This is a genomic window from Streptomyces sindenensis, from assembly GCF_014649035.1.
GTDB classification, from domain to species: Bacteria; Actinomycetota; Actinomycetes; order Streptomycetales; family Streptomycetaceae; genus Streptomyces; species Streptomyces sindenensis.
Map to the genome: position 1 here is coordinate 67230 of NZ_BMSG01000026.1, position 21083 is coordinate 88312.

Genomic DNA, 21083 nt, shown 5'->3' on the forward strand with positions numbered 1-21083 from the left:
GCGGGAGGGACCGGCCCAACCTACGCGAGCGCGTCAGGACCTGCGCATCAGGACCTGGGCGAGCCGGTCAGGACCCGTGCGAGCGTGTCAGGGCACCTTCACCCAGTCGAGGGTGCGCTCCACCGCCCGCTTCCAGCCCGCGTAGCCCTCCGCGCGCTGCTTCTCGGACCACTGGGGCGACCAGCGCTTCGACTCGTGCCACTGGGCGCGCAGTTCGTCGGTGTTCTGCCAGAAGCCGGCGGCGAGACCCGCCGCGTAGGCGGCGCCGAGAGCGGTCGTCTCGGCGACCACGGGACGGCTCACCTCGACGCCGAGGACGTCCGACTGGATCTGCATGCACAGGTCGTTGGCGGTGACGCCGCCGTCGACCTTGAGCACGTCCAGATGGACTCCGGAGTCCTGCTCCATCGCCTCGACCACATCGCGGCTCTGGTAACAGATGGCCTCCAGCGTGGCCCGCGCCAGGTGGGCGTTGTCGTTGTACCGGGCCAGGCCGACGATCGCGCCGCGGGCGTCGGAGCGCCAGTACGGCGCGAACAGGCCGGAGAACGCGGGCACGAAGTACATCCCGCCGTTGTCCTGGACGCTGCGGGCCAGCTCCTCGCTCTCCGGCGCGGACTTGATGATCTTCATCTGGTCGCGCAGCCACTGCACGGCGGATCCGGTGACGGCGATGGACCCCTCCAGGGCGTAGACCACCGGTTCGTCGCCGAACTGGTACGCCACCGTGGTGAGCAGGCCGTTCTCGGAACGGACCAGCTCGGAACCGGTGTTGAGCACCAGGAAGTTGCCGGTCCCGTAGGTGTTCTTGGCCTCGCCGGGGGAGAAGCACACCTGGCCGACGGTGGCCGCCTGCTGGTCGCCGAGGACACCGCCGATGGGAATGGCGGCGCTCAGCGGCCGGGAGGTGCGCGTGGAGCCGTAGGCGTCGGGGTGCGACGAGGGGTTGATCTTCGGGAGCATCGCCCGGGGGATGCCGAAGAAGTCCAGGAGTTCCTCGTCCCAGTCGAGGGTCTCCAGGTTCATCAGCATGGTGCGGCTGGCGTTGGTCACGTCGGTGGCGTGGATACCGCCGTTCGGGCCGCCGGTCAGGTTCCACAGGACCCAGGCGTCCGTGTTGCCGAAGATCGCGTGACCGGCCTCGGCCGCCCCCCGTACGCCGTCGACGTTCTCCAGGATCCACTGGATCTTGCCGCCGGAGAAGTACGTCGCCGGTGGCAGCCCGGCCTTGCGGCGGATGACCTCGCCCTTCCCCGAACGCTCCAGGTTCGCGGCGATGACGTCCGTACGGGTGTCCTGCCACACGATGGCGTTGTAGTAGGGCCGCCCGTTGCGCGGGTCCCAGACCACCGTGGTCTCCCGCTGGTTGGTGATCCCGATGGACACCAGGTCGGTCGGTGACAGGCCGCCGTGCCGCAGGGCGTTCTGGATCACCGAGTTGGTGCGCTCCCAGATCTCCACGGGATCGTGCTCCACCCAGCCGGAGCGGGGCAGGATCTGCTCGTGCTCCAGCTGGTGCTTGGCGACCTCGTTGCCGCCGTGATCGAAGATCATGAATCGGGTGCTGGTGGTCCCCTGGTCCACCGCGCCGATGAAGTCCGCCATGATGTGCTGCCTCTCCGGGCGCTGTGGTCAGTCCTGGGGCGCCGGGACCCGGCCCGGCGGTTCGGGTTCGGCGGACGGCAGGAAGCGTCCGACGAGGAACTTGTAGAGCCCCGCGCCCAACAGGCCGCCGAGCAGCGGGCCGATGATGGGGACCCAGAAGTAGAGATTCCCGTACTGGTCCCGCCACGCCCCGCCGTACCCGGTGAGGAAGCTCGCCAGCCGGGGGCCGAAGTCACGGGCCGGGTTGATCGCGTACCCGGCGTTCGTTCCCCAGGCCATGCCGATCGCGACCACGATCAGGCCGATGATGAACGGGCCCAGGTTCGCGCCGGGCGGGGTGTTGAGCATGTCGGTGACGGCCAGGATCAGCAGCAGCAGGATGGCGGTGCCGATGATCTGGTCGCGGAAGGCGCCCCATTCGTGCACCGGCAGCGCCGGATTTCCGTTGGCGGGCAGGGTGGAGAACACCCCTTGCGTCTTGATGGTGTGTCCGGGGTCGGCCTTCGCCAGCGCCTCGCTGTAGTTCCAGCGGACGATCAGCGCGCCCACGAACGCCCCGGCCGTCTGTGCCACCGCGTAGGGGGCGACCTTCTTCCACGGGAACCCCTTGAACGCGGCCAGCGCCAGGGTCACCGCGGGGTTGATATGGGCCCCGCTCAGCCGCGCCGCGACATAGACGCCGAGCGTGACGCCCAGCCCCCACGCCCAGGCGATGCTGTCGTGGTCCCCGAGTCCGCCGGCCGGATCCGTCAGGGCTCCGCCTGCTGCCACCTGGGCCACGACACCGCAGCCGAAGAGGATGAGGATCATCGTGCCCGCGAACTCGGCCGACAACTCGCCGACCAGTCCGGACTTCTTACGTAGCTCAGCCATGGAAGCTCGCCCTCCGCCGACGGTGCCGGCTGTCGACTATCCGAGCAGTGTCAGCAGGCTAAGGCGATTCGGCGGAAGGGGCATTTCGGGCGATACGAACGCGCGGGGGTGCCGGTGCGGCGCCCTGCGCACGGGGAACCGACGGACCGGAGACCGACGAGGGCGTCCCCTCGCCGACGTACGCGCATCGGTTGCTGACCGACGACGTCCGGAACGTGTCGGCGAGCGGACCGGCTACGGCCCGCAGGTCGTGGACCGGGCCCACCACGTGACGGAGTGAGCGTGCAGGCGGCTCCGGTACCGCCCCGGAGCCGCCGGACCGGACCATCCGCCGACCGGTGGCCGCGCCCCCGCCTCAGGGGCGCGGCCACCGCTCTGAGAGGCTGTCCCGGCACATGCCCGACCAGGCGTTCCCGTCGGCGGTCGCCCACCCCGCCTGATCCACCCGCAAGGAAGACATGCAGGGAGTTCTCACCGGATTCACGGTGATCGCCGCCGTCGTCGCCGTCGGATACGTCATAGGACGCCGCGGCTATGTGGGGCAGGACGGCCGCACCGTGCTGACCCGGCTCGCCTTCAACGTCGCGACCCCGGCCCTGCTCTTCACCATGCTCGCGGGCGCCGACCTGTCCGTCGTCCTGTCGCGGCGGCTGCTGGTCACGGCCATCGCCACCGGTGCCGCGGCCGTCGTGTTCGTCGCGGTGGCGGGGCCGTTCCTGCGCTGGGACGCCGGGCGGGTCACGATCGGCGCCCTGTGCTCCAGCTACGTCAACGCCGGGAACCTGGGCATCCCGATCGCCGTCTACGTGCTCGGCGACGCCTCACTCGTCGCGCCGGTCCTGCTGCTCCAGCAGATCGTGGTGACCCCGCTGGCCCTGACCGTCCTCGACCTCAGCCGCCCCGGGGAGCCCGTGTCGGTCCTGCGGCGGCTGACCACCCCCCTGCGCAACCCGATGGCGATCGGATCGCTGTCCGGGGTGACGGTGGCGGCGTCCGGCCTGACCCTGCCCGGCCCGCTGCTCGAACCGCTCGTCCTCATCGGCAACATGTCGGTCCCCGCGGTCCTTCTCGCCTTCGGGATGTCCCTGCGCGGCGCCGAGAGGCCCGGCCGTGGGCAGGACCGGGGCGTGCTGTATCTCTCCGCCCTGCTCAAGACCGTCGCCCAGCCGATCGTCGCCTGGGCCGTCGGCGCGGGCCTGTTCCGCCTGCGGGGCGAGGCGCTGCTGGACGTCGTCGTGATCGCGGCGCTCCCGGCCGCCCAGAACCTGTTCACGTACGCCTCGCACTTCCGGGTCGCCGAGCGGTTCGCACGGGACTCCATCCTGCTGTCCACGCTGCTGTCGGTCCCGGCGCTCATCACCGTCGCGGCGCTGCTGGGCTGACGGCCCGCCACCCGAGCGGCGCTGTAGCCGCCGACGAGGCTCGCGGGTGCCGGACCCGGCGCCATCCCGGCAGCCGGTGCGAGAACCTGATCGCCGAGGACACACCTGTCCCGCGAGTTTGCCGGAATGGCAACGCCCATGGCGCCGGGCGACCGCCGCGCCGCATGATCGGTCGGTATCCGCAGGCCGCCCGAACCGAGGAGAAGCGCCATGGGATCCGAGCCGACCGCCGTACTTCGCCACCGCACCGTCGAGACCCCGGCCGGGCGCCTGCACCTGGTCGAACAGGGCAGCGGCCCGCTGGTCCTGCTCGTGCACGGTTTTCCCGAGTCCTGGTACTCCTGGCGCCACCAGCTCCCGGCCCTGGCCGCGGCCGGCTACCGGGCCGTGGCGATCGACGTGCGCGGCTACGGCCGGTCCTCGAAGCCCGCCGCGGCCGACGCCTACCGCCTGCTCGACCTGGTGGAGGACAACGTGGCCGTCGTGCGCGCCCTCGGTGAGGAGAGCGCGGTGGTGGCCGGCCACGACTGGGGCTCCACCATTGCCGCCACTTCCGCACTCCTCCACCCGGAGGTCTTCAGCGCGGTCGGCTTGCTGAGCGTTCCGTACGCGCCGCCCGGCGGCCCCCGCCCCTCTGACGTCTTCGGCCGGATCGGAGGCCCCGAGCAGGAGTTCTACGTCTCCTACTTCCAGGAGCCCGGCCGCGCCGAGGCGGAGATCGAGCCCGACGTACGGGGCTGGCTCGCCGGCTTCTACGCCGCTCTCTCCGCCGACACCATGCCGGATCGGGGCGAGCCCGACCCGCACTTCGTCGCCCGCGGCGGGCGGCTGCGCGACCGTTTCCCCTCCGGTCCGCTGCCTTCCTGGCTGACCGAGGACGACCTCGACGTCTACGCCGGGGAGTTCGAGCGCACCGGACTCACCGGCGCCCTCAACCGCTACCGCTCCATGGACCGCGACTGGGAAGACCTCGCTCCCCACCGCGGCGCCCCGATCACCCAGCCCGCCCTGTTCATCGGCGGCACCGCAGACGCATCCACCACCTGGATGGCCGACGCCATCGACGCCTACCCCACCACCTTGCCCGCCCTGTCCGGCTCCCACCTCCTGGATGGCTGCGGACACTGGATCCAGCAGGAACGCCCCCATGAGGTGAACAGCCTGCTGACCGGCTGGCTCGCCACCCTCCAGGGCTGAACCCGGCAGGCCGTGCGTCCGGCCCGGCGGACCGGACGGGCCGGGCTCAGGAACGGGTGGCGGTGCCGCAGCCCCGGTCGCCGCCCTCCCGCATCCGCTCCTCGATCGGCGTGCTGCGGTCGTACGGGTCGACCGCCGGGCCGTCGCCCCCGGCGGAGGTGGTGCGGTCGGCGAGGAACGCGGGGACCAGATAGCCGGTGTAGGTGTCGCAACCGCCGTTGGTGGTGTCGACCTTGTAGGAGGCGAGGGAGAACGTCCCCGGCTCGATCACGATCTTCGCCGGGTCGTCCCAGCTCAGCACCACCTCGCGGCGCACGATGGTGCGCGCGACCTCGTCGTCGCCCGTGGCGCGCATGACCGGGTAGACGTAGGTGACGTCGGTGGACATCTCCACCGCGCCCTTCTCGCCCTCCCGGAAGGTGACCCGGCCGCGCGTCTTGACCACGTCGCCGACCGGCCGCACCTCGGCGGACCGGAAGCGGCTGAACAGCAGGAGCGGGTCGTTCTCGCGGTCGGGCGCGCGGAACGCCTTCTTCAAGTAGGCCTGCACGTCCGCCTGGTGCGGGTTGATGAGCGCCATGGCCTTCGTGGGGCGCTCGCCGTGCCGCACGGCAGGGTCGAGGCTGGAGGCGACGAGGAAGTCCCGGGTGCGGTCCAGCGCCGTGCCGACCTCCGCCCTGCTCATCCAGCCGGTCGCGCGGGGCGCGGGCAGATGGATGCCCGCCGCGCCGTCGGCCCACCGTGCCGCGGGGGATCCGGCGAACGGCTCGTCCTGTGTGGGAAGCGGGCCTTCCCCTTCCTGGGCGGGCGGCCCGTCCGGGCGCTCCGTCTCCGCGGTGAGGGGCAGGGTATCCACCGCGTCCCCGCCGTCGAACCAGCCGGCGATCCGGCCGGGGGCGACGGCCACGGCGACCAGCAGGACCACGACGACCGCCAGGCCGGCCGCGTACCAGCCCCTGCCGCGCCGGGGCCGGGGCGGCTGGTGCGTCCGCCACCCCTGCGGCGGCCCGGGCTCCTCCTGGAGCCGCCGGGCCACCATCCGGGCCCGCGCCGACGGTTCCTGGGGCGCGCCCGGGCTGCCCGCCTCGGACTCTCTCAGGAACCGCTCCCACTCCTCGTCCGGTACGGACGCCCCGCCCTTGCTCAACTCGCCGCTCCCGTCGCTGTTTCCGCGCCCGGTCCCTCCCCAGGTCCGCGCAGCTCACGGGGCATCATCACATGGCCCCGCGACAGCGACGACGGGCGGCCCGGTCACCCGCCGGGCGCCCCCGTGCGCAGCCCGTCCATGACGAGATCCAGGAGCCGGCCGGCCCTCGGCTCCCAGTCCTCCTGCGGATCGATCTGCCAGAGACCGGCGATGGCGAGGAAGAAGTCGTCCGGCGTCACCCCCGGGCGGATGGCGCCGGCGTCCTCGCAGGCGCGGAGCAGGGTTCCGGCCGCCTCCATCACCGGGGTGGGGCCGGGCCTGGCGGGTCCGCCCGGCGCGCTGGTCACCAGCCGGATCGCGTCCGCCAGACCCGCCTTCGTCATCGCGAAGCGGGCGAGGCGGTCCATCCACTCGCGCAGGGCCCTCTCCGGCGGCCGGGTCTCCAGCAACTCGCAGGCGGCGTCGGCGACCTGCTGCATCTCGTAGCGGTAGACCTCCAGGACCAGCGCCTCCCGGTGGGGGAAGTTGCGGTAGAAGGTGCCCTGCCCGACCCCCGCCTTCTTGGCGATCGCGCTCAGCGGGGCGTCCGCGCGCAGCGTCAGCTCGACCGTGGCCACCCGCAGGATGCGCTCGCGGTTGCGCTGGGCGTCCGAACGCAGGGCGGTGTCCTTCTTCGGCTGCTGGGACACGGATCCTCCTCGGGGAGTGTGGCCGGACTCGGGGGGCGTGGCCGAAACCCGTCCTTGTTAACCGGACAACTGTCCGTTACGTTTTCCGGGTAAGCGGACAGTGGTCCGGTTAGGGCCACCTTACTCCCGGCCGGGGCCCGCGGTCGCCGACCGAAGCCCTGGTTCTCCTCGTCACCCGACACCAGAGAAGGCTGAACATGGCCCCAGCGCCCTCGTCGACGTCCAGTGCGATCACCCTGAACATCAACGGCGAGAAGCACCACCTGCCCATCGACCACCGCACCACGCTCCTCGACGCCCTGCGCGAGCGCCTCGACCTCACCGGCACCAAGAAGGGCTGCGACCAGGGCCAGTGCGGCGCCTGCACCGTCCTGGTCGACGATCGGCGCGTCGTCTCCTGCCTCAGTCTCGCGGTCGCGGCCGAGGGACGCCGGATCACCACCATCGAAGGCGTGGCCGAGGGGGACGAACTCCATCCCGTCCAGCAGGCCTTCCTCGACCTCGACGGCTACCAGTGCGGCTACTGCACGCCCGGCCAGATCTGCTCGGCCATCGCCGTCATCGAGGAGCACGCGGCCGGCTGGCCGAGCGCCGTCACCGACGACCCGGCCCCCGAGGCGGGGCAGCCGCCGCTGACGCCCGAGGAGATCCGCGAGCGGATGAGCGGCAACCTGTGCCGCTGCGGCGCGTACGTCTCGATCGTCCAGGCCGTCGCCCGCGCCGCCGAGGAGCGGGCTGCCGGCAAACCCGCCGCCGAGGAGGCCGCCGCATGAGGGAATTCGACTATCGGCGCGCCCACGACGTCACCGGCGCCGTCGCCCTCCTCGCCGCCGACCCGGACGCGCGCTACCTCGGCGGCGGCACCAACCTCGTGGACCTGATGAAGACCGGCGTGGAACGCCCCGCCCTCCTCGTGGACGTCCGCGAACTCCCCCTGGACCGCATCGAACCCACGGCGGACGGCGGCCTGCGCATCGGGGCGACCGTCACCAACAGCGACCTCGCCGTCCACCCCGAAGTCCGCCGCCACTACCCGGCGTTGACCCAGGCCCTGCTGGCCGGAGCCTCCGGGCAACTGCGCAACATGGCCACCGTCGGCGGCAACCTCCTCCAGCGCACCCGCTGCGGCTACTTCACCGACCTCTCCCAGCCCTGCAACAAGCGGGCCCCGGGCACCGGTTGCCCCGCCGTCGCGGGCGAGCACCACAACCACGCCGTCCTCGGCGCCTCCGACCACTGCGTGGCCGTGCACCCCTCCGACATGGGGGTGGCCCTCACCGCGCTCGACGCCGTCGTCTCCTACGAGAGTGCCGACGGCCCCGGCGAAGTCCCGGTCACCGACTTCTACCTCCCCGTCGGCGACACCCCGCACCGGGAGACCGCCCTGCCGCCCGGCGCGCTGATCACCCAGGTGACCCTGCCCGCCGCGCCCGTCGCCGCACGTTCCCGCTACCGCAAGGTGCGCGAGCGCGCCTCGTACGCCTTCGCCATCGGCTCCGTCGCCGCCGCGCTCACCATCGAGGACGGCCGCATACGCGAGGCGCGCCTCGCCCTCGGGGCCGTCGCCTCCCGCCCCTGGCGCGCCCGCGCGGCCGAAGCCGTCCTGACCGGCGCTCCGGCCGACGGCGCGACCTTCGCCGCCGCCGCGGACGCCGAGCTGGCCGCCGCCCGGCCGCTGCCCCACAACGGATACAAGGTGACCCTCATGCGCAACCTCGTGGTCTCCGTCCTGACCGAACTCGCCGGGGAGGACGCCCGATGACCACCACCACCCCGGGCCCCTCGGTGTTCCGCGGCGCCGTCGGCACCGCCCGCACCCGCATCGAGGGCCGCGACAAGGTCACCGGCGCGGCACGCTACGCGGGCGAGATACCCTTCGCCGACCTGGCCCACGGCTGGCTCGTGCTCTCCACCGTCACCCGTGGCCGCGTCCTCGACGTGGAGACCGCGCCGGTCCTCGCCATGCCGGGCGTGCTCACCGTGCTCCACCACGGCAACGCCCCCCGGCTCAACACCGATTACGTCGGCATGCTCGGCACCCCGCCCGACCCGACGTGCGCCGTCTTCCAGAACGACCGGGTGCCCTTCGCCGGCTGGCCGGTCGCCCTGGTCGTCGCCGAGACCCCGGAGGAGGCCAGGGAAGCCGCCGAGGCGCTCGTGGTGACGTACGACAGCGAACCGCACGACACCGCGCTCCACCCGGACCACCCCGGCGCCTACCCCGCCGCGGGCCACATGCCCGCCGAGACGGAGAAGGGCGACCTGGAGGCACAACTGGCCGCCTCCGCCTTCGTGGTGGACGCCGAGTACACCACCCCCGAAGAGCAGCACAGCATGATGGAGCCGCACGCGGCGACCGCCCGGTGGGAGGGCGGCCGGCTGGAGGTCGTCGACTCCAACCAGGGCGCGGGCTGGGTCCAGAGCGAGTTGGCCGCGATGTTCTCGCTCGACGCGTCCTCGGTGCGGGTCCGCTCCGAACACATCGGCGGCGGCTTCGGCAGCAAGGGGCTGCGCGCCCACCAGGTGTCCGCCGTGATGGCCGCCACCGCCCTGCAACGCCCGGTGCGCGTGGTACTGACCCGGCGTCAGACGTTCTCGCTCGGCGGCTACCGCAGCCCCACCACCCAGCGGGTCAGGCTCGGCGCGGCCCCCGACGGCCGGCTGCTGGCGCTGGAACACCGCTCGCTGAACCAGACGTCCACGGTGTACGAGTTCGTCGAGCCCAGCGCGGGCGTCGCCCGGGTGCTGTACGACGCCGACGCCCACCGCACCGCCAACCACGTCGTCCGCCTCGACGTGCCGTCCCCGACCTGGATGCGCGCACCGGGGGAGGCCCCGGGATCGTTCGCGATCGAGGCGGCCCTCGACGAACTCGCCGAACACGGCGGCATCGACCCGATCGAACTGCGCCTGCGCAACGAGCCGGAGGCCGGCCCCGTCTCGGGACTCCCGTTCGCCGGCAACAACCTCGCCGCCTGCTTCCGCGAAGGAGCCCGCAGGTTCGGCTGGGCGGACCGCGACCCGCGCCCCGGTGTCCGCCGCGAGGGACGCTGGCTGCTGGGCACCGGCACGGCGGCGGCCTCCTTCGGCGCCGGGGCCGCCCCCTCCACGGCCCTGGTCACGGCGGAGGCGGACGGCTCCTTCACCGTACGGATCACCGCCGCCGACATCGGCACCGGAGCCCGCACCGCGCTCACCCTGATCGCCGCCGACGCACTGGAGACCGCACCCGAACAGGTCCGGGTCCGCATCGGCGACAGCGACTTCGGCCCCGCGATGATCGCCGGCGGATCCATGGGCACCCGCTCCTGGGCCTGGGCGGTCACCGCGGCCGCCGCCGAACTGCGCGAGCGCCTCGCGATGACCACGTCGATCCCCCCGGAGGGGATCACCGTACGGTCCGACACCACCGAGGCCCTCGGCGCGCTCGCCCGGAAGGAACGCCATTCGTTCGGCGCGCAGTTCGCCGAGGTCGCCGTCGACACCGCCACCGGCGAGATCCGGGTGCGCCGCATGCTGGGCATCTTCGCGGCGGGCCGGATCGTCAACCCGCTCACCGCCCGCAACCAACTCGTCGGCGGGATGACCTGGGGCATCTCCATGGCCCTGCACGAGGAGGCGGTCCGCGACCACAACACCGGCGGCCACTACGCCCCCGACCTCGCGGGCTACCACGTCGCCACGCACGCCGACACCCCCGCCATCGAGGTGGACTGGGTGGACGACCACGACCCGGACGACCCGGTCGGCATCAAGGGCGTCGGGGAGATCGGCATCGTGGGCGCGGCGGCGGCCGTCGCCAACGCGGTCTGGCACGCCACCGGCGTACGCCACCGGAATCTGCCGATCCGCCCCGACCGGGTCCTCGCCGCGACCGGGCCGGCGCACGCCGGGGGAGCGATGGATGCTTGACATCGCCGGTGAGCTGCACCGATGGATGGCGGAGGGCCGGGAGTTCGCGGTCGCCACCGTCGTCTCCGTCGGCGGCAGCGCGCCGCGCGGGCCGGGGGCGGCCCTCGCCGTCGACAGCGAGGGCACCGCGATCGGCTCGGTCTCCGGCGGCTGCGTGGAGGGCGCGGTGTACGAACTGTGCGCCGAGGCCCTCACCTCCGGCGAGAGCGTCCGGGCGAGCTTCGGCTACAGCGACGAGGACGCCTTCGCCGTCGGCCTGACCTGCGGCGGAGTCCTGGACCTCCTGGTCACGCCCGTACGGTCCGGCGCACCGGAGCGCGAGGTGCTGCGGACCGCCCTGGCCGCCGCGGTGTCCGGCGGGGCGGCGGCCCTCGCCCGGGTGGTGGACGGCCCGGACGGGTTCCTGGGGCGAGCCCTGCTCGTCCACGCCGACGGCTCCCACGAGGGCGGGCTCGGCGGCCACCCCGAGCTGGACCGTACGGCGGCGGCCGAGGCCTCGGCCCTGCTGGACACCGGCCGCACCGGCACCGTCGCCCTGTCCGAGGACGGCTCGCACTGCCCCGGCGGCCTCACCCTGCTCGTCGAGACCAGCGTCCCGCCGCCCCGCATGATCGTATTCGGGGCGGTCGACTTCGCCGCCGCGCTGGTCCGGGCCGGCAAGTTCCTGGGCCACCATGTGACGGTGTGCGACGCCCGGCCCGTCTTCGCCACGCCCGCCCGGTTCCCCGAGGCCGACGAGGTCGTCGTCGACTGGCCCCACCGCTATCTGCGGCGCACCCGCACCGACGCCCGTACCGTGCTGTGCGTCCTCACGCACGAGGCCCGGTTCGACGTGCCGCTCCTGACGGAGGCGTTGCGGATGCCCGCCGCGTTCGTCGGCGCGATGGGGTCGCGCCGCACCCACGAGGACCGGACCCGACGGCTGCGCGAGGCCGGTCTCGGCGACCGTGAGCTGGAGCGCCTGCGGTCGCCCATCGGCCTGGACCTCGGAGCCCGGACCCCGGAGGAGACGGCGCTCTCCATCGCGGCGGAGATCGTCGCGGCCCGGCGCGGCGGCACGGGCCTGCCACTGACCGGGGGAGCGGAGCCCATCCACCGGGAGCCCGGCCCGGCACGACGGGACGTCAGCCGGCTCTGAGGCCGCCCCGGATCCGCTCGACGACGGCCGGGACGACCGCGCCGAACCGCTCGTCCGGGGTGGGGAGCCGCAGCGCGGCGGCCTCCCGGAGGGTGGGGCTCGGCCATGGGCTCCGCCACCGTCGCGTCGACCGGACTCTCTGCGGCCGCCTCGGCCTCCTGTCCGTCGGTCGGAACGGGGAGATCAGCGTACGACGACCCCCCGAATGGCGGATCGCGCGTTTGGCGGAGCCGAACGCGGTCACTCCGGTAGAGCGGCGCGAGCCGCCGAGCACCGGACCGCCCGGTGACGGACCCCGGGCTCCGCCCCGCTGGCGAGGAGACATGAACCGCTCGACCGTGGAACTACTGCTGACCGCACAGGAGGACACGATGCGTGACGTAAGCAGGATCTTGCGGGCAAAGATCCTGAAGGCCCGTGGGCTGGCCAAGGAGTCCGACGGCAAGGCACTCGACGATCAGGGCCGCAGGGACGAGGGACGCCGTCACCAGGCCGACGCGGACCGTCTGACCCGTCGGGACCGCGCCGACGGCCCCGACGGGACGTCCCGCCGTTGAGCGCCGGCCGAGCGGTCGGGCTCTCCGAGGGCGAGGACGACCCGGTGACGGCGGCGGCCCCGCCGGATGCTCCCGTCACAGCCCCACCGGCGGGCGGGGCGGCCCCGCGTCCGGGCCGGGTCGTGCGGCTTCCGGGGGTCTACCGCCCGCAGACCGACACGCTGCTGCTGGCCCACGCCATGCGACGGGAGGGGATCGGCCCGGGCACGGATCTGCTGGACCTGTGCACCGGGAGCGGCGCGCTGGCCCTGCACGCCGCCCGGCTCGGCGCCCGCGTCACCGCGGTGGACATCAGCCGCCGGGCCGTGGCGTCCGCACGGCTGAACACCGCGCTCGCCCGCCTGCCCGTCACCGTACGCAGGGGAGACCTGCTCCGGGCCCTGCCCGGCCGGACGTTCGACACCGTCGTCAGCAACCCCCCGTACGTTCCGGCCCCCGGCCCGACCGTGCCTCGCCACGGGCCCGGCCGGTCCTGGGACGCGGGCCCCGACGGCCGGGTGATCCTGGACCGCATCTGCGACGACGCCTTCGCCGCCCTGCGCCCCGGCGGTCTGCTCCTGCTGGTCCAGTCGGGTCTGAGCCGGCCGGAGGAGACGGTGGGCCGGCTGTCCGCGGCGGGGCTCGACGTCTCCGTGACCGACCGGGTCACGATCCCGTTCGGACCGGTCACCCGCCGCCGGGCCGCCTGGCTGCGCGACCGGGGCCTGCTCAGGGACCGGCTGGAGCGGGAGGAACTGGTGGTGATCCGTGGCCGGAAGGAATGAGACATCGCGCCGGGTGGTGGTGAACCGGGAGGGTCCGATCCTGGTGGAAGGGCCGGTCGAGGTCGTCGGGGACGACGGTACGACGACCCGGTCCGACCGGTTCGCCGTCGCGATCTGCACCTGCCGCCGCAGCCGCGCCTACCCCTGGTGCGACACCAGCCACCGCCGCCGCAAGCCCGCCGGGCCCGCGAAGAGCCGCCCGGACGACGACGGCCCGCGGCCCGAGAAGAGCGAGCAGGAGCCCCGACCGTGACGACCCGGACCATCACCCACCGAGACAGCCCCGCGGCGCCTCCCGCGCTCCCTCCGGCACGCGGACCCCTCAGCGAGGGCGTCCTGACCGTGCTGGCGGGCGGCGGCACCCGCCTGCCGGCCGCCGACGCGATCCGCCGCTCCGATCCGTACGGGGACGACCTCCAGCTCCTCCTGTACGTCCTCTACGAGCTCCACTACCGGGGGTTCGCCGGGGTGGACGAGCGCCTGGAATGGGACCCCGCCCTGCTCGGCGTGCGCGCGGCGGCCGAGGACGTCTTCCTGGACGCGCTGCGCCGCGACGCCGGGTCGGGCGGGCAGGACGTGGCCGGGGCGGTGGACGAACTCCAGCTGGAACCTCTCGGGGACGACGGCCACAGCGTCAGCCACCACCTCAGGCGGGAGGGCGAGCTGTGGCAACTGCGCGAGTACGCCGCCCTGCGGTCGCTCTACCACCTCAAGGAGGCCGATCCGCATCTGTGGGTGGTGCCCAGGCTCCGGGGGCGGGCGAAGGCGGGCATGGTCGCCGTGGAGTTCGACGAATTCGGCGCGGGGCGGGCGGAGAACGTCCACGCCCAGCTCTTCGCCGACCTGATGACCGACCTCGGCCTCGACGCCCGGTACGGCCGCTACCTCGACGCCGCGCCCGCCCAGGCCCTGGCCATCGTCAACATGATGTCCCTCTTCGGCCTGCACCGACGGCTGCGCGGCGCCCTCGTCGGGCACTTCGCGACCGTGGAGATCACCTCGTCCCCCGGATCGAGGCGGCTGGCCGAAGCCCTGCGCCGGGCGGGTGCGGGCCCCGCCGCCCAGCGGTTCTACGACGAGCACGTGGAGGCCGACGCGGTCCATGAACAGGTGGTGCGCCACGAGGTGATCGGCGGCCTGCTGGAGGACGAACCCGGCCTGGCGGCCGACGTCGTCCTCGGCATCGAGGCGACCGGCCACCTGGAGGACCTCCTCGGCGACCACCTGCTCGCGGCGTGGCGCGGGGGCCGCTCGGCGCTGCGGACGCCGCTGACGCCTTGAGAGGCGACCGGGCGGCCGGGGCTCAGAACGAGACGTCCTCCGCGTCGAGGACCGTGGCCCCCATGTTGCGCTCCATCATGCGCAGCGCGGCCTCGGCGAGATCGCGGTGAATGTGCGCCACGGCGTCCTTCGGCACGGTCACCCGCAGATGCCGGATATGCGCGTCGAGCGCCGAATACAGCACACACTGCTCCGTCACCTGACCGCAGAGGACCACATGGTCCGCCGCCAATTCGGCGAGAAGATAGCTGAGCGGCGTCTCGTAGAAAATCGAGTGCCGGGCCTTGACGACGAAAAGGGAATCGTCGTCCGGCAGCAGCGGCTCGACCAGTTCCGCGTTCTTTCCCGCGAGAGTCTTCTCGATGATCTCGCCGTGGTGGGAGCGCCACTGGCCGAAATTGTCGTTCGCGTAGATCACGGGGACGCCCTGCGCGCGAGCACGGTCGATCAGGCCCGTGAGGTGCGGAAGCGTCGTGCGGGCGGAGGGGACGAGTAGCTCGGCGTCGGGGTGGTCGTACGTGTTGATCATGTCGATGACGATGAGAGCGCTGTTCCCCATGGCCCCATTCTCTCAGAATTCTCTCGAAAGCCCGGACCGAAGTTCCGCCGACCGGACGCCGTCCGTTTGGTTCCGGACGCGCAGGGAACCCGGCGTTCGGCCCTCGCGGGAAAAGCCGCGAAGGCGACCGGAGCGTACGGAAGGAGTGCGACGGTGCGCGCGTTGACCTACCAAGGAAAGCGGGACGTCCGGGTGGAGACCGTCCCGGACCCACGGATCCAGGATCCGACGGATGTCATCGTCAGGATCACGTCCACCGGCATCTGCGGCTCCGACCTGCACCTGTGCGAGGTGCTCGGGCCCTACCTCGACCCCGGCGACATCCTCGGGCACGAGCCCATGGGTGTGGTGGAGGAGGTCGGGCCCGAGGTCACCGCCGTCGCCCCCGGGGACCGGGTCGTCATCCCCTTCAACGTCTCCTGCGGCCACTGCCACATGTGCGGGCAGGGGCTGCACTCCCAGTGCGAGACGACCCAGGTCCGCGAGCGGGGGACGGGAGCCGCCCTGTTCGGTTTCACCAAGCTCTACGGGCAGGTGCCCGGCGGGCAGGCGGAGTACCTGCGGGTCCCGTTCGGCAACGCCCTGCCCATCAAGGTCCCGGAGGGTCCGCCGGACGACCGGTTCGTCTTTCTCTCCGATGTCCTGCCCACCGCCTGGCAGGCCGTGGAGTACGCGGACATCCCGCCCGGCGGCAGCGTCACCGTCCTCGGCCTCGGCCCGATCGGTGCGATGGCCGCTCGGATCGCCCTGCACCGGGGCGCCGGCCTCGTCATCGGGGTCGATCTGGTCCCCGAACGCCTCGACCGGGTCAGCGGGTACGGCGCCACCTGCCTCGACCTGCGCCGTTACGGCAAGAACCTCGGGGACGCCGTCCGCGACCTCACGGACGGGCGCGGCACGGACGCGGTGATCGACGCCGTGGGCATGGAGGCCCATGGCTCGCCCGTGGCCAAGGCGGCGCACACGGCGGTCGGGCTGCTCCCCGACGCACTCGCCCAGCGCCTGATGGAGACGGCGGGCGTCGACCGGCTCGCCGCGCTGCACACGGCGATCGACGTGGTGCGCAGGGGCGGCACGATCTCCGTCTCCGGCGTGTACGGCGGCTCCGCCGACCCGATGCCGATGCTCACCCTGTTCGACAAGCAGATTCAGCTCCGTATGGGCCAGGCCAACGTCAAGCGCTGGGTCGACGACCTTCTGCCCCTGCTCATCGACGGCGACCCGCTCGGCGTGGACTCCTTCGCCACCCACCATCTGCCGCTCGAAGAAGGGCCTCAGGCGTACGACACGTTCCGGAACAAGGGTGACGGCATGATCAAGACCCTGCTCATCCCCTGACCTCCTCACGCCCGCCCGGGGCCCCTGCCTTCGGCCGGGGCCCCTGCCTTCGGCCGGGGCCCCGGACTTCAGGGGGCGCCCTGGAGCACGCCCTCCCGCACGCGCTCGCAGGACCGGCTGAGCAGGCGCGACACGTGCATCTGCGAGATACCGAGGCGTTCGGCGATCCGCACCTGGGTCATGTCCTGGAAGTACCGGAGGTACAAAATGGTCCGCTCCCGCTCCGGAAGCCCCCGCAGCCCCGGCTTGACGGACTCACGGTCGACGGCGGTGTCCAGAGCCGTGTCGCAGGATCCCAGCCGGTCGGCCAGGGGCGAGCCGCCCTCCACGCCCGCGGGTTCGGCGTCCAGGGAGAGGGCGCTGTAGCTCTCCAGGGCCTCCAGGCCCAGCAGTACGTCGTCCTCGCCGAGCTTGGTGGCGGAGGCGATCTCGGCGCAGGTCGGGGATCCGCCCCCGCTGGTCTGCGCCAGTTCGCGGCGGGCCACCCGCACCCGGTTGCGGAGGTCCTGCACGCGGCGCGGCACATGTACGTCCCAGGTGTGGTCGCGGAAGTGCCGCTTCAGTTCCCCGGTGACGGTGGGGACGGCGTAGGTCTCGAAGGCCTTGCCCCGCTCGGGGTCGTACCGGTCGACCGCCTTGACGAGCCCCATCGCGGCCACCTGCCGCAGATCGTCCATGGCCTCGCCCCGGTTGCGGAACCGGGTGGCGATCCGGTGGGCCATCGGCAGCCACGAACAGATCGTCTCGTCACGCAGCGCGTCCCGTTCGGGACCCGGAGGAAGCGTCCGCAGCCGCTGGAACGCCTGGTCGGGCGAGGTGGCGTCCGTAGGACGGTCGGGCTCGGGGGTGGTTGCCGCGCGCATGGGGTCACTCCTCGTCGATGTTGCGTCAGGGGCGCCGCGGGAAGATGACCGGGCGGACAGAGGCCGCCCGGAATCCCACGGGCGCACCTCTTGTCCGAAGCACAAAACACCCCATACCCGATGAAATGATGATCAAACGCTAACGCCTCGCGCCCTGCGGTCCGTGCGCGTCAGCCGGGCCCCGCCCCGAACGGGCTGTCGTCGAGGTGGTCGAGCAGGTCGGCGACGTCGCGGTAGACCGCGTCCGCTCCCGCCCGCTCCAGGTCGGCGCGCGGGATACCGCCCGACAGGACGGCCACCGCACGTACCCCGGCGCGGGTCGCGGCCTCCATGTCCCACACCGTGTCGCCCACGAACACCGCCTGTCCCGGTGTGACACCGGCCAGCCGGCAGGCCAGCTCCACGGGCTCCGCGGCGGGCTTGCCCCGGTCGACGTCGTCCGAACTCGCTGTGTCCCGGACGGCCTCGTCCGCGTCCACCGCCCGCCGCAGTGCCGCCAGCTCCGCCCCGCTAGCCGATGTGGCGAGGACGACCCGCCAGCCACGTCCGGCCAGCGTCCGCAGCAGATCGCCCGCACGCCGGAAGGCGGGGAGCCGGTCGAAGTACGTTCCGTAGAGCACCGTGTGCGCGGAGCTGATGGCGCCGTCCTGCCCGGGGTCCCGGCCGGCCCCGAGCAGCCGCTCGATCAGGTCGCCGGAGCCGAGCCCGACCGCCCGGTGGATGTCCGTCATCGGCACCGTGTGCCCGGCCTGCCGGAACGCCTCCCACCACGCCACCACGTGCAGGTGGTTGGTGTCCGTGAGCGTGCCGTCCACATCGAAGATCGCCGCGCCTGCCATGCTCAGCCGTTCCTCTCGCCGCTCCCCCGCCTCCCCCCGCCGTCAGGCGTCGCCCATCCGGCTTCCCGGCCGTCAGACGTCGCGGCCCTGGGGGGTGTCCGCCTCGTCCGTGACGTGGACGGCCGCTTCCTCGGCCGACGCGGCGCCGCCGTCGATGCCCACGTCCTCGGCGAAGACGTCGTTCGCCCGCCCGGTCGCGTCGTCCGCGCCGCTGAGCCGGCCCGCCCGGGGCTCGACGGTGGACCCTTCCCGGGGTTCCCCCTCGCCCCCAACGAGGTCGCCGATGCCGTCACCGGCGGGCGGCTCCACATCGCCGACCTCCTGGGCGAGCCGCTGGTCCAGCGATTCGCCCCGGCGCTCCTCCGCCCCCGTCGTACCGAACTTGGTCACACCCAGAGGGCGTTCCGGAGGGCTGTAACCCTCTTCCAGCTGGTCGTCCAGGTCCCGTTCGTCGAGCGTGTTCTCCAGGTCCAGCTCATCGTTCGGGGGAATCGAGCCGTCGTCGTCCTGCGGCTGGTACACATCGTCGCCGCGTGCGTCTGCGGGCATGTCCTCCTCCTCCGTCGTGCGGGCGGGCCGTCCGGCCCGGGGGTGCCGGCCGTCAGCGGCCGTCAGCGTCCGAGGGCCTTGCGGAGCTCTTCCTTGTTCATGGAGGAGCGCCCGTCGATGTTCTTCTTCTTCGCCTCGGCGTAGAGCTGGTCCTTCGTGGGCCCCTGCGCACCCTTGTGGGAGCGTTCGCCGCCCCGCTCGTAGGCGGACTTCTTGTCCTGCGTCGACGTCCTGCTCGCCGTCTTCGACTCGCCGGACCGGGCGCGCTGCTTGTTGACGGTCCGGGCCGCGATCTCCTTCGCGCGGCTCTTCGACGCGCCCTGTTCCTCCTGGCTCTCCTTGATGTGCTCGTACTGCCGTTCACGCTTCTTGTTCGATCCGGCCGGCATGACGTGCTCCTCACTCGGTCTCGTCCGTCTCGGGGAACGATCCCCGCGTTTCCCGTACGGATCCCACTAAACAGCCCGCACCGGAACGACGCCCCTGGAGACGAGGACAGGAGGCAGCCCGCGAGGCCGGCGGACGGCGCCGATGGCTGCTTTCCCAACCGGTCGGCGCCTGAGTTCCGCGTACGCCGGATACCTGCTGCAGGAGTACCCCCGCGACGGATGCCAAACATGCCCCGGTCGGCGTTCGGCCGAACGGGTCCGTCGTCAGGTCACCGACGGGGGCGCAGACCGGGGCCGCCGATGGGCGGGGTGCCGGAGACGCTGCCGACCAACTGCGCACAGAGGTCGCGGAGCTTCACGTTGCGATGCTGCGACGCGGTGCGCAGGGTCCGGAGCGCTTCCTCCGAGCCGCAGCGGCGCTGGTTCATGACGATTCCGGCCGCCTGGTCGATCACGGCGCGTGACCGGAGGGCGGCTTCCAGGTCGGCGGTGAAGGTCCGGGTGTCCGAGAGCCGCTGGGCCAGCGCGACGGCCCCCGTCGCCTGGGCGGCGAGGGCACGCAGCCCGCTCAGATCGACGTCCGCGAAGCCGTTCTCCTTCGGCGAGTACAGATTCAGGGCGCCCGCGGTGTGGGAGTGCGCCGCGATCGGCAGGGACAGCGACGAGCGGGTCCCGGAGGCGACCGCGAAAGCGGGATAGCCGTTCCACCGGCGCTCCTCGCGCATGTCGCCCACGCTGACCTCGTGCCCCTCGCGCAGCGCCTCCAGGCAGGGGCCGTCGTCCTGCCCGTACTGGGCCTCGTCCAGCGGTGGCGCGCTGATGCCCGCGCTGGCCACGGTCAGGGGGCGGCTCTCACGCTCCAGGGTCACCCCGCAGCCATCGGCCGTGGGCGACATGAGCAGGGCGCTCCGAGCCAGCGCATGGAGGAAGTCGTCCAACGTGTCCGTGTCCAGCAGGAGGGAGACGAGGTCGGGCGGCCCCGGTGTGAGCACTCCGTCATCGGTCATGATCGCTCCCTTCCGGCCTGGACCCTGGGACCAGCATGGCACTGTGCGGACCGTGCCGCGCCGCTCCCTCCGGGTGCCCCGGGGTGCCCCTCCGGGGGACACCGCCGCTCGATCCCGTCATCGCCGGGCAGGTGTCGAGCGGCGGCGCCCGGGCATACGCGCGGTACGCAGGTCAGGAAGCGGCCGCGCAAGCAGCCCTGCTTCCCTGGAGTGCCCATGTTCCTGCTCAGCTATCACCTCGACGCCGCGCACCTGGTCGTGGAGCTCGGCGAGGTGGTCGACCTCGACAACGAGGCCGCGATCGAGCGTGAGATCGTCCGCCTCCTGCCGTGCTGCGGACCCCGGGCGATCATCGTGCACATCCGTACCCCCCTGCTCACCCCCCGGGCCCTGGGGCTCCTCCTGCGTGTACGGGGCGAGGCCGAGGAACGCGGCGTCTCGACGGCGGTGGTCGCCGGGTCCGACAAGGCCCGCCAGGTCCTGGGGGCCGCCGGGCTCCACCGTGTGCTGCGGGTCGCCGCCACCCTCCCGGGCGCGGAGCTGCGCAGCCGGGGATGCCGGCCGGAACCGGAGGCGTCGCGGAACGCGAAGTCCGGCGGTCGCCGCGGTGCGCCGCCGCCCGCCGGTGCCCCGCTGCGGCCACTCGGCCCGTACGCCGACACCTCCCGGCCTCGCTTCCCGGGGGAGCGCTGACGGCCGGAGCGGGTCGACGGGACTGACGGGGGATCGACTCCGCGGTGCACACTCCGCGGAGTCGATTCCCCGTCGTGCTGCGGCGATTTCGGGCCGGAGCGGACCAGCCCGGGGACGCCGGGCCGACCGCGCCGGACGGGAGAGGGCATAATGAAGCGCTGGAGGTCAGGAAACGGCCCGTAAGAATTCTTCCTGCCTCCGTGGAGTCTCCCGTGAACCTCTCCCCTCGTCGCCGCGCCGCCCTCGTGGACTCGGTCCCGCTTCCGGCCGCCGACGCTTCCGACGCCGCAAGCCCTCCGCC

The 21083-nt window shown here is 72.9% G+C and carries 22 protein-coding genes; 12 read left to right on the forward strand and 10 right to left on the reverse strand.

Going from position 1 to position 21083, the window contains the following annotated elements; genetic code table 11:
* Positions 1 to 87 precede the first annotated feature (87 nt).
* On the reverse strand, positions 88 to 1605 hold the full coding sequence (gene glpK / locus IE145_RS24505) for a glycerol kinase GlpK (RefSeq protein ID WP_189527610.1): 1518 nt from the start codon (positions 1603 to 1605) through the stop codon (positions 88 to 90).
* Positions 1606 to 1632: 27 nt separating this feature from the next.
* A complete protein-coding gene (locus tag IE145_RS24510) occupies positions 1633 to 2478 on the reverse strand; it encodes an MIP/aquaporin family protein (RefSeq protein ID WP_189527611.1) in 846 nt (281 codons plus the stop codon).
* Positions 2479 to 2936: 458 nt separating this feature from the next.
* Between IE145_RS24510 and IE145_RS24515 the strand changes: the two genes are divergently transcribed.
* Together IE145_RS24515 and IE145_RS24520 are read left to right on the forward strand one after the other, a co-directional pair.
* Positions 2937 to 3860: an AEC family transporter gene (locus IE145_RS24515; RefSeq protein ID WP_189527612.1), complete on the forward strand. Its 924-nt coding sequence runs from the start codon at positions 2937 to 2939 to the stop codon at positions 3858 to 3860.
* Positions 3861 to 4070: 210 nt separating this feature from the next.
* Complete coding sequence (locus IE145_RS24520; protein ID WP_189527613.1) at positions 4071 to 5057, forward strand: alpha/beta fold hydrolase; 987 nt, start codon at positions 4071 to 4073, stop codon at positions 5055 to 5057.
* Between the two features lie 46 nt (positions 5058 to 5103).
* On the opposite strand, the gene IE145_RS24525 is transcribed toward IE145_RS24520, so the two are convergent.
* Both IE145_RS24525 and IE145_RS24530 read right to left on the reverse strand, forming a co-directional pair.
* A complete protein-coding gene (locus tag IE145_RS24525) occupies positions 5104 to 6204 on the reverse strand; it encodes a hypothetical protein (protein WP_189527614.1) in 1101 nt (366 codons plus the stop codon).
* A gap of 104 nt (positions 6205 to 6308) precedes the next feature.
* Positions 6309 to 6893 (reverse strand): TetR/AcrR family transcriptional regulator, encoded by a 585-nt coding sequence (locus tag IE145_RS24530; RefSeq protein ID WP_189527615.1) that lies wholly within the window; start codon positions 6891 to 6893, stop codon positions 6309 to 6311.
* A 197-nt stretch (positions 6894 to 7090) separates the two neighbouring features.
* On the opposite strand from IE145_RS24530, the gene IE145_RS24535 reads away from it, so the two are divergent.
* From IE145_RS24535 to IE145_RS24570, 8 genes are all read left to right on the forward strand, one after another.
* On the forward strand, positions 7091 to 7666 hold the full coding sequence (locus tag IE145_RS24535; RefSeq protein WP_189527616.1) for a (2Fe-2S)-binding protein: 576 nt from the start codon (positions 7091 to 7093) through the stop codon (positions 7664 to 7666).
* Positions 7663 to 8655, forward strand: a complete 993-nt coding sequence (locus tag IE145_RS24540) for an FAD binding domain-containing protein (RefSeq protein ID WP_189527617.1) — start codon at positions 7663 to 7665, stop codon at positions 8653 to 8655. Before IE145_RS24535 ends, IE145_RS24540 begins: the two co-directional genes overlap by 4 nt.
* Positions 8652 to 10805 carry a xanthine dehydrogenase family protein molybdopterin-binding subunit gene (locus IE145_RS24545; RefSeq protein ID WP_189527618.1) on the forward strand — a complete coding sequence of 718 codons (2154 nt, stop codon included), beginning with the start codon at positions 8652 to 8654 and terminating at the stop codon, positions 10803 to 10805. Before IE145_RS24540 ends, IE145_RS24545 begins: the two co-directional genes overlap by 4 nt.
* Entirely contained in the window at positions 10798 to 11943 is a 1146-nt protein-coding gene (locus IE145_RS24550) for an XdhC family protein (RefSeq protein WP_189527619.1), read from the forward strand. The genes IE145_RS24545 and IE145_RS24550 overlap by 8 nt, the downstream gene beginning before the upstream one ends.
* Before the next feature lie 323 nt (positions 11944 to 12266).
* Complete coding sequence (locus tag IE145_RS24555) at positions 12267 to 12500, forward strand: hypothetical protein (RefSeq protein ID WP_189527620.1); 234 nt, start codon at positions 12267 to 12269, stop codon at positions 12498 to 12500.
* Positions 12497 to 13264 carry a HemK2/MTQ2 family protein methyltransferase gene (locus IE145_RS24560; protein WP_373296630.1) on the forward strand — a complete coding sequence of 256 codons (768 nt, stop codon included), beginning with the start codon at positions 12497 to 12499 and terminating at the stop codon, positions 13262 to 13264. The genes IE145_RS24555 and IE145_RS24560 overlap by 4 nt, the downstream gene beginning before the upstream one ends.
* Before the next feature lie 13 nt (positions 13265 to 13277).
* Complete coding sequence (locus IE145_RS24565) at positions 13278 to 13517, forward strand: CDGSH iron-sulfur domain-containing protein (RefSeq protein WP_189527652.1); 240 nt, start codon at positions 13278 to 13280, stop codon at positions 13515 to 13517.
* A complete protein-coding gene (locus IE145_RS24570; protein WP_189527621.1) occupies positions 13514 to 14545 on the forward strand; it encodes an iron-containing redox enzyme family protein in 1032 nt (343 codons plus the stop codon). Before IE145_RS24565 ends, IE145_RS24570 begins: the two co-directional genes overlap by 4 nt.
* A 22-nt stretch (positions 14546 to 14567) precedes the next feature.
* Here IE145_RS24570 and IE145_RS24575 read toward each other — a convergent pair whose 3' ends face one another.
* The gene (locus IE145_RS24575) at positions 14568 to 15104 is read right to left on the reverse strand and encodes a cysteine hydrolase family protein (protein WP_189527622.1); all 537 of its coding nucleotides are present in this window, start codon (positions 15102 to 15104) and stop codon (positions 14568 to 14570) included.
* Between the two features lie 153 nt (positions 15105 to 15257).
* On the opposite strand from IE145_RS24575, the gene IE145_RS24580 reads away from it, so the two are divergent.
* Complete coding sequence (locus IE145_RS24580; RefSeq protein WP_189527623.1) at positions 15258 to 16442, forward strand: zinc-dependent alcohol dehydrogenase; 1185 nt, start codon at positions 15258 to 15260, stop codon at positions 16440 to 16442.
* Between the two features lie 68 nt (positions 16443 to 16510).
* Here IE145_RS24580 and IE145_RS24585 read toward each other — a convergent pair whose 3' ends face one another.
* The 5 genes from IE145_RS24585 to IE145_RS24605 form a co-directional block, all read right to left on the reverse strand.
* Positions 16511 to 17305, reverse strand: a complete 795-nt coding sequence (locus IE145_RS24585; RefSeq protein WP_189527624.1) for a SigB/SigF/SigG family RNA polymerase sigma factor — start codon at positions 17303 to 17305, stop codon at positions 16511 to 16513.
* Positions 17306 to 17475: 170 nt separating this feature from the next.
* Positions 17476 to 18144 (reverse strand): HAD family hydrolase, encoded by a 669-nt coding sequence (locus tag IE145_RS24590; protein ID WP_189527625.1) that lies wholly within the window; start codon positions 18142 to 18144, stop codon positions 17476 to 17478.
* Positions 18145 to 18216: 72 nt separating this feature from the next.
* Complete coding sequence (locus IE145_RS24595) at positions 18217 to 18693, reverse strand: DUF5709 domain-containing protein (protein ID WP_189527626.1); 477 nt, start codon at positions 18691 to 18693, stop codon at positions 18217 to 18219.
* 62 nt (positions 18694 to 18755) lie between these two features.
* Positions 18756 to 19082, reverse strand: a complete 327-nt coding sequence (locus tag IE145_RS24600; RefSeq protein ID WP_069739632.1) for a plasmid stabilization protein — start codon at positions 19080 to 19082, stop codon at positions 18756 to 18758.
* A 269-nt stretch (positions 19083 to 19351) separates the two neighbouring features.
* Positions 19352 to 20089 carry a GAF and ANTAR domain-containing protein gene (locus tag IE145_RS24605; RefSeq protein ID WP_189527627.1) on the reverse strand — a complete coding sequence of 246 codons (738 nt, stop codon included), beginning with the start codon at positions 20087 to 20089 and terminating at the stop codon, positions 19352 to 19354.
* A gap of 216 nt (positions 20090 to 20305) precedes the next feature.
* On the opposite strand from IE145_RS24605, the gene IE145_RS24610 reads away from it, so the two are divergent.
* Positions 20306 to 20782, forward strand: a complete 477-nt coding sequence (locus IE145_RS24610) for an STAS domain-containing protein (RefSeq protein ID WP_189527628.1) — start codon at positions 20306 to 20308, stop codon at positions 20780 to 20782.
* The last annotated feature ends 301 nt before the right edge of the window (positions 20783 to 21083 follow it).

Bases quoted from the DNA above. Each gene is read 5' to 3' on its own strand.
- glpK (WP_189527610.1), bottom strand. From the start codon at position 1,605: ATGGCGGACTTCATCGGCGCGGTGGACCAGGGGACCACCAGCACCCGA.
- IE145_RS24510 (WP_189527611.1), bottom strand. From the start codon at position 2,478: ATGGCTGAGCTACGTAAGAAGTCCGGACTGGTCGGCGAGTTGTCGGCC.
- IE145_RS24515 (WP_189527612.1), top strand. From the start codon at position 2,937: ATGCAGGGAGTTCTCACCGGATTCACGGTGATCGCCGCCGTCGTCGCC.
- IE145_RS24520 (WP_189527613.1), top strand. From the start codon at position 4,071: ATGGGATCCGAGCCGACCGCCGTACTTCGCCACCGCACCGTCGAGACC.
- IE145_RS24535 (WP_189527616.1), top strand. From the start codon at position 7,091: ATGGCCCCAGCGCCCTCGTCGACGTCCAGTGCGATCACCCTGAACATC.
- IE145_RS24540 (WP_189527617.1), top strand. From the start codon at position 7,663: ATGAGGGAATTCGACTATCGGCGCGCCCACGACGTCACCGGCGCCGTC.
- IE145_RS24545 (WP_189527618.1), top strand. From the start codon at position 8,652: ATGACCACCACCACCCCGGGCCCCTCGGTGTTCCGCGGCGCCGTCGGC.
- IE145_RS24550 (WP_189527619.1), top strand. From the start codon at position 10,798: ATGCTTGACATCGCCGGTGAGCTGCACCGATGGATGGCGGAGGGCCGG.
- IE145_RS24555 (WP_189527620.1), top strand. From the start codon at position 12,267: ATGAACCGCTCGACCGTGGAACTACTGCTGACCGCACAGGAGGACACG.
- IE145_RS24575 (WP_189527622.1), bottom strand. From the start codon at position 15,104: ATGGGGAACAGCGCTCTCATCGTCATCGACATGATCAACACGTACGAC.
- IE145_RS24585 (WP_189527624.1), bottom strand. From the start codon at position 17,305: ATGCGCGCGGCAACCACCCCCGAGCCCGACCGTCCTACGGACGCCACC.
- IE145_RS24590 (WP_189527625.1), bottom strand. From the start codon at position 18,144: ATGGCAGGCGCGGCGATCTTCGATGTGGACGGCACGCTCACGGACACC.
- IE145_RS24595 (WP_189527626.1), bottom strand. From the start codon at position 18,693: ATGCCCGCAGACGCACGCGGCGACGATGTGTACCAGCCGCAGGACGAC.
- IE145_RS24600 (WP_069739632.1), bottom strand. From the start codon at position 19,082: ATGCCGGCCGGATCGAACAAGAAGCGTGAACGGCAGTACGAGCACATC.
- IE145_RS24605 (WP_189527627.1), bottom strand. From the start codon at position 20,089: ATGACCGATGACGGAGTGCTCACACCGGGGCCGCCCGACCTCGTCTCC.
- IE145_RS24610 (WP_189527628.1), top strand. From the start codon at position 20,306: ATGTTCCTGCTCAGCTATCACCTCGACGCCGCGCACCTGGTCGTGGAG.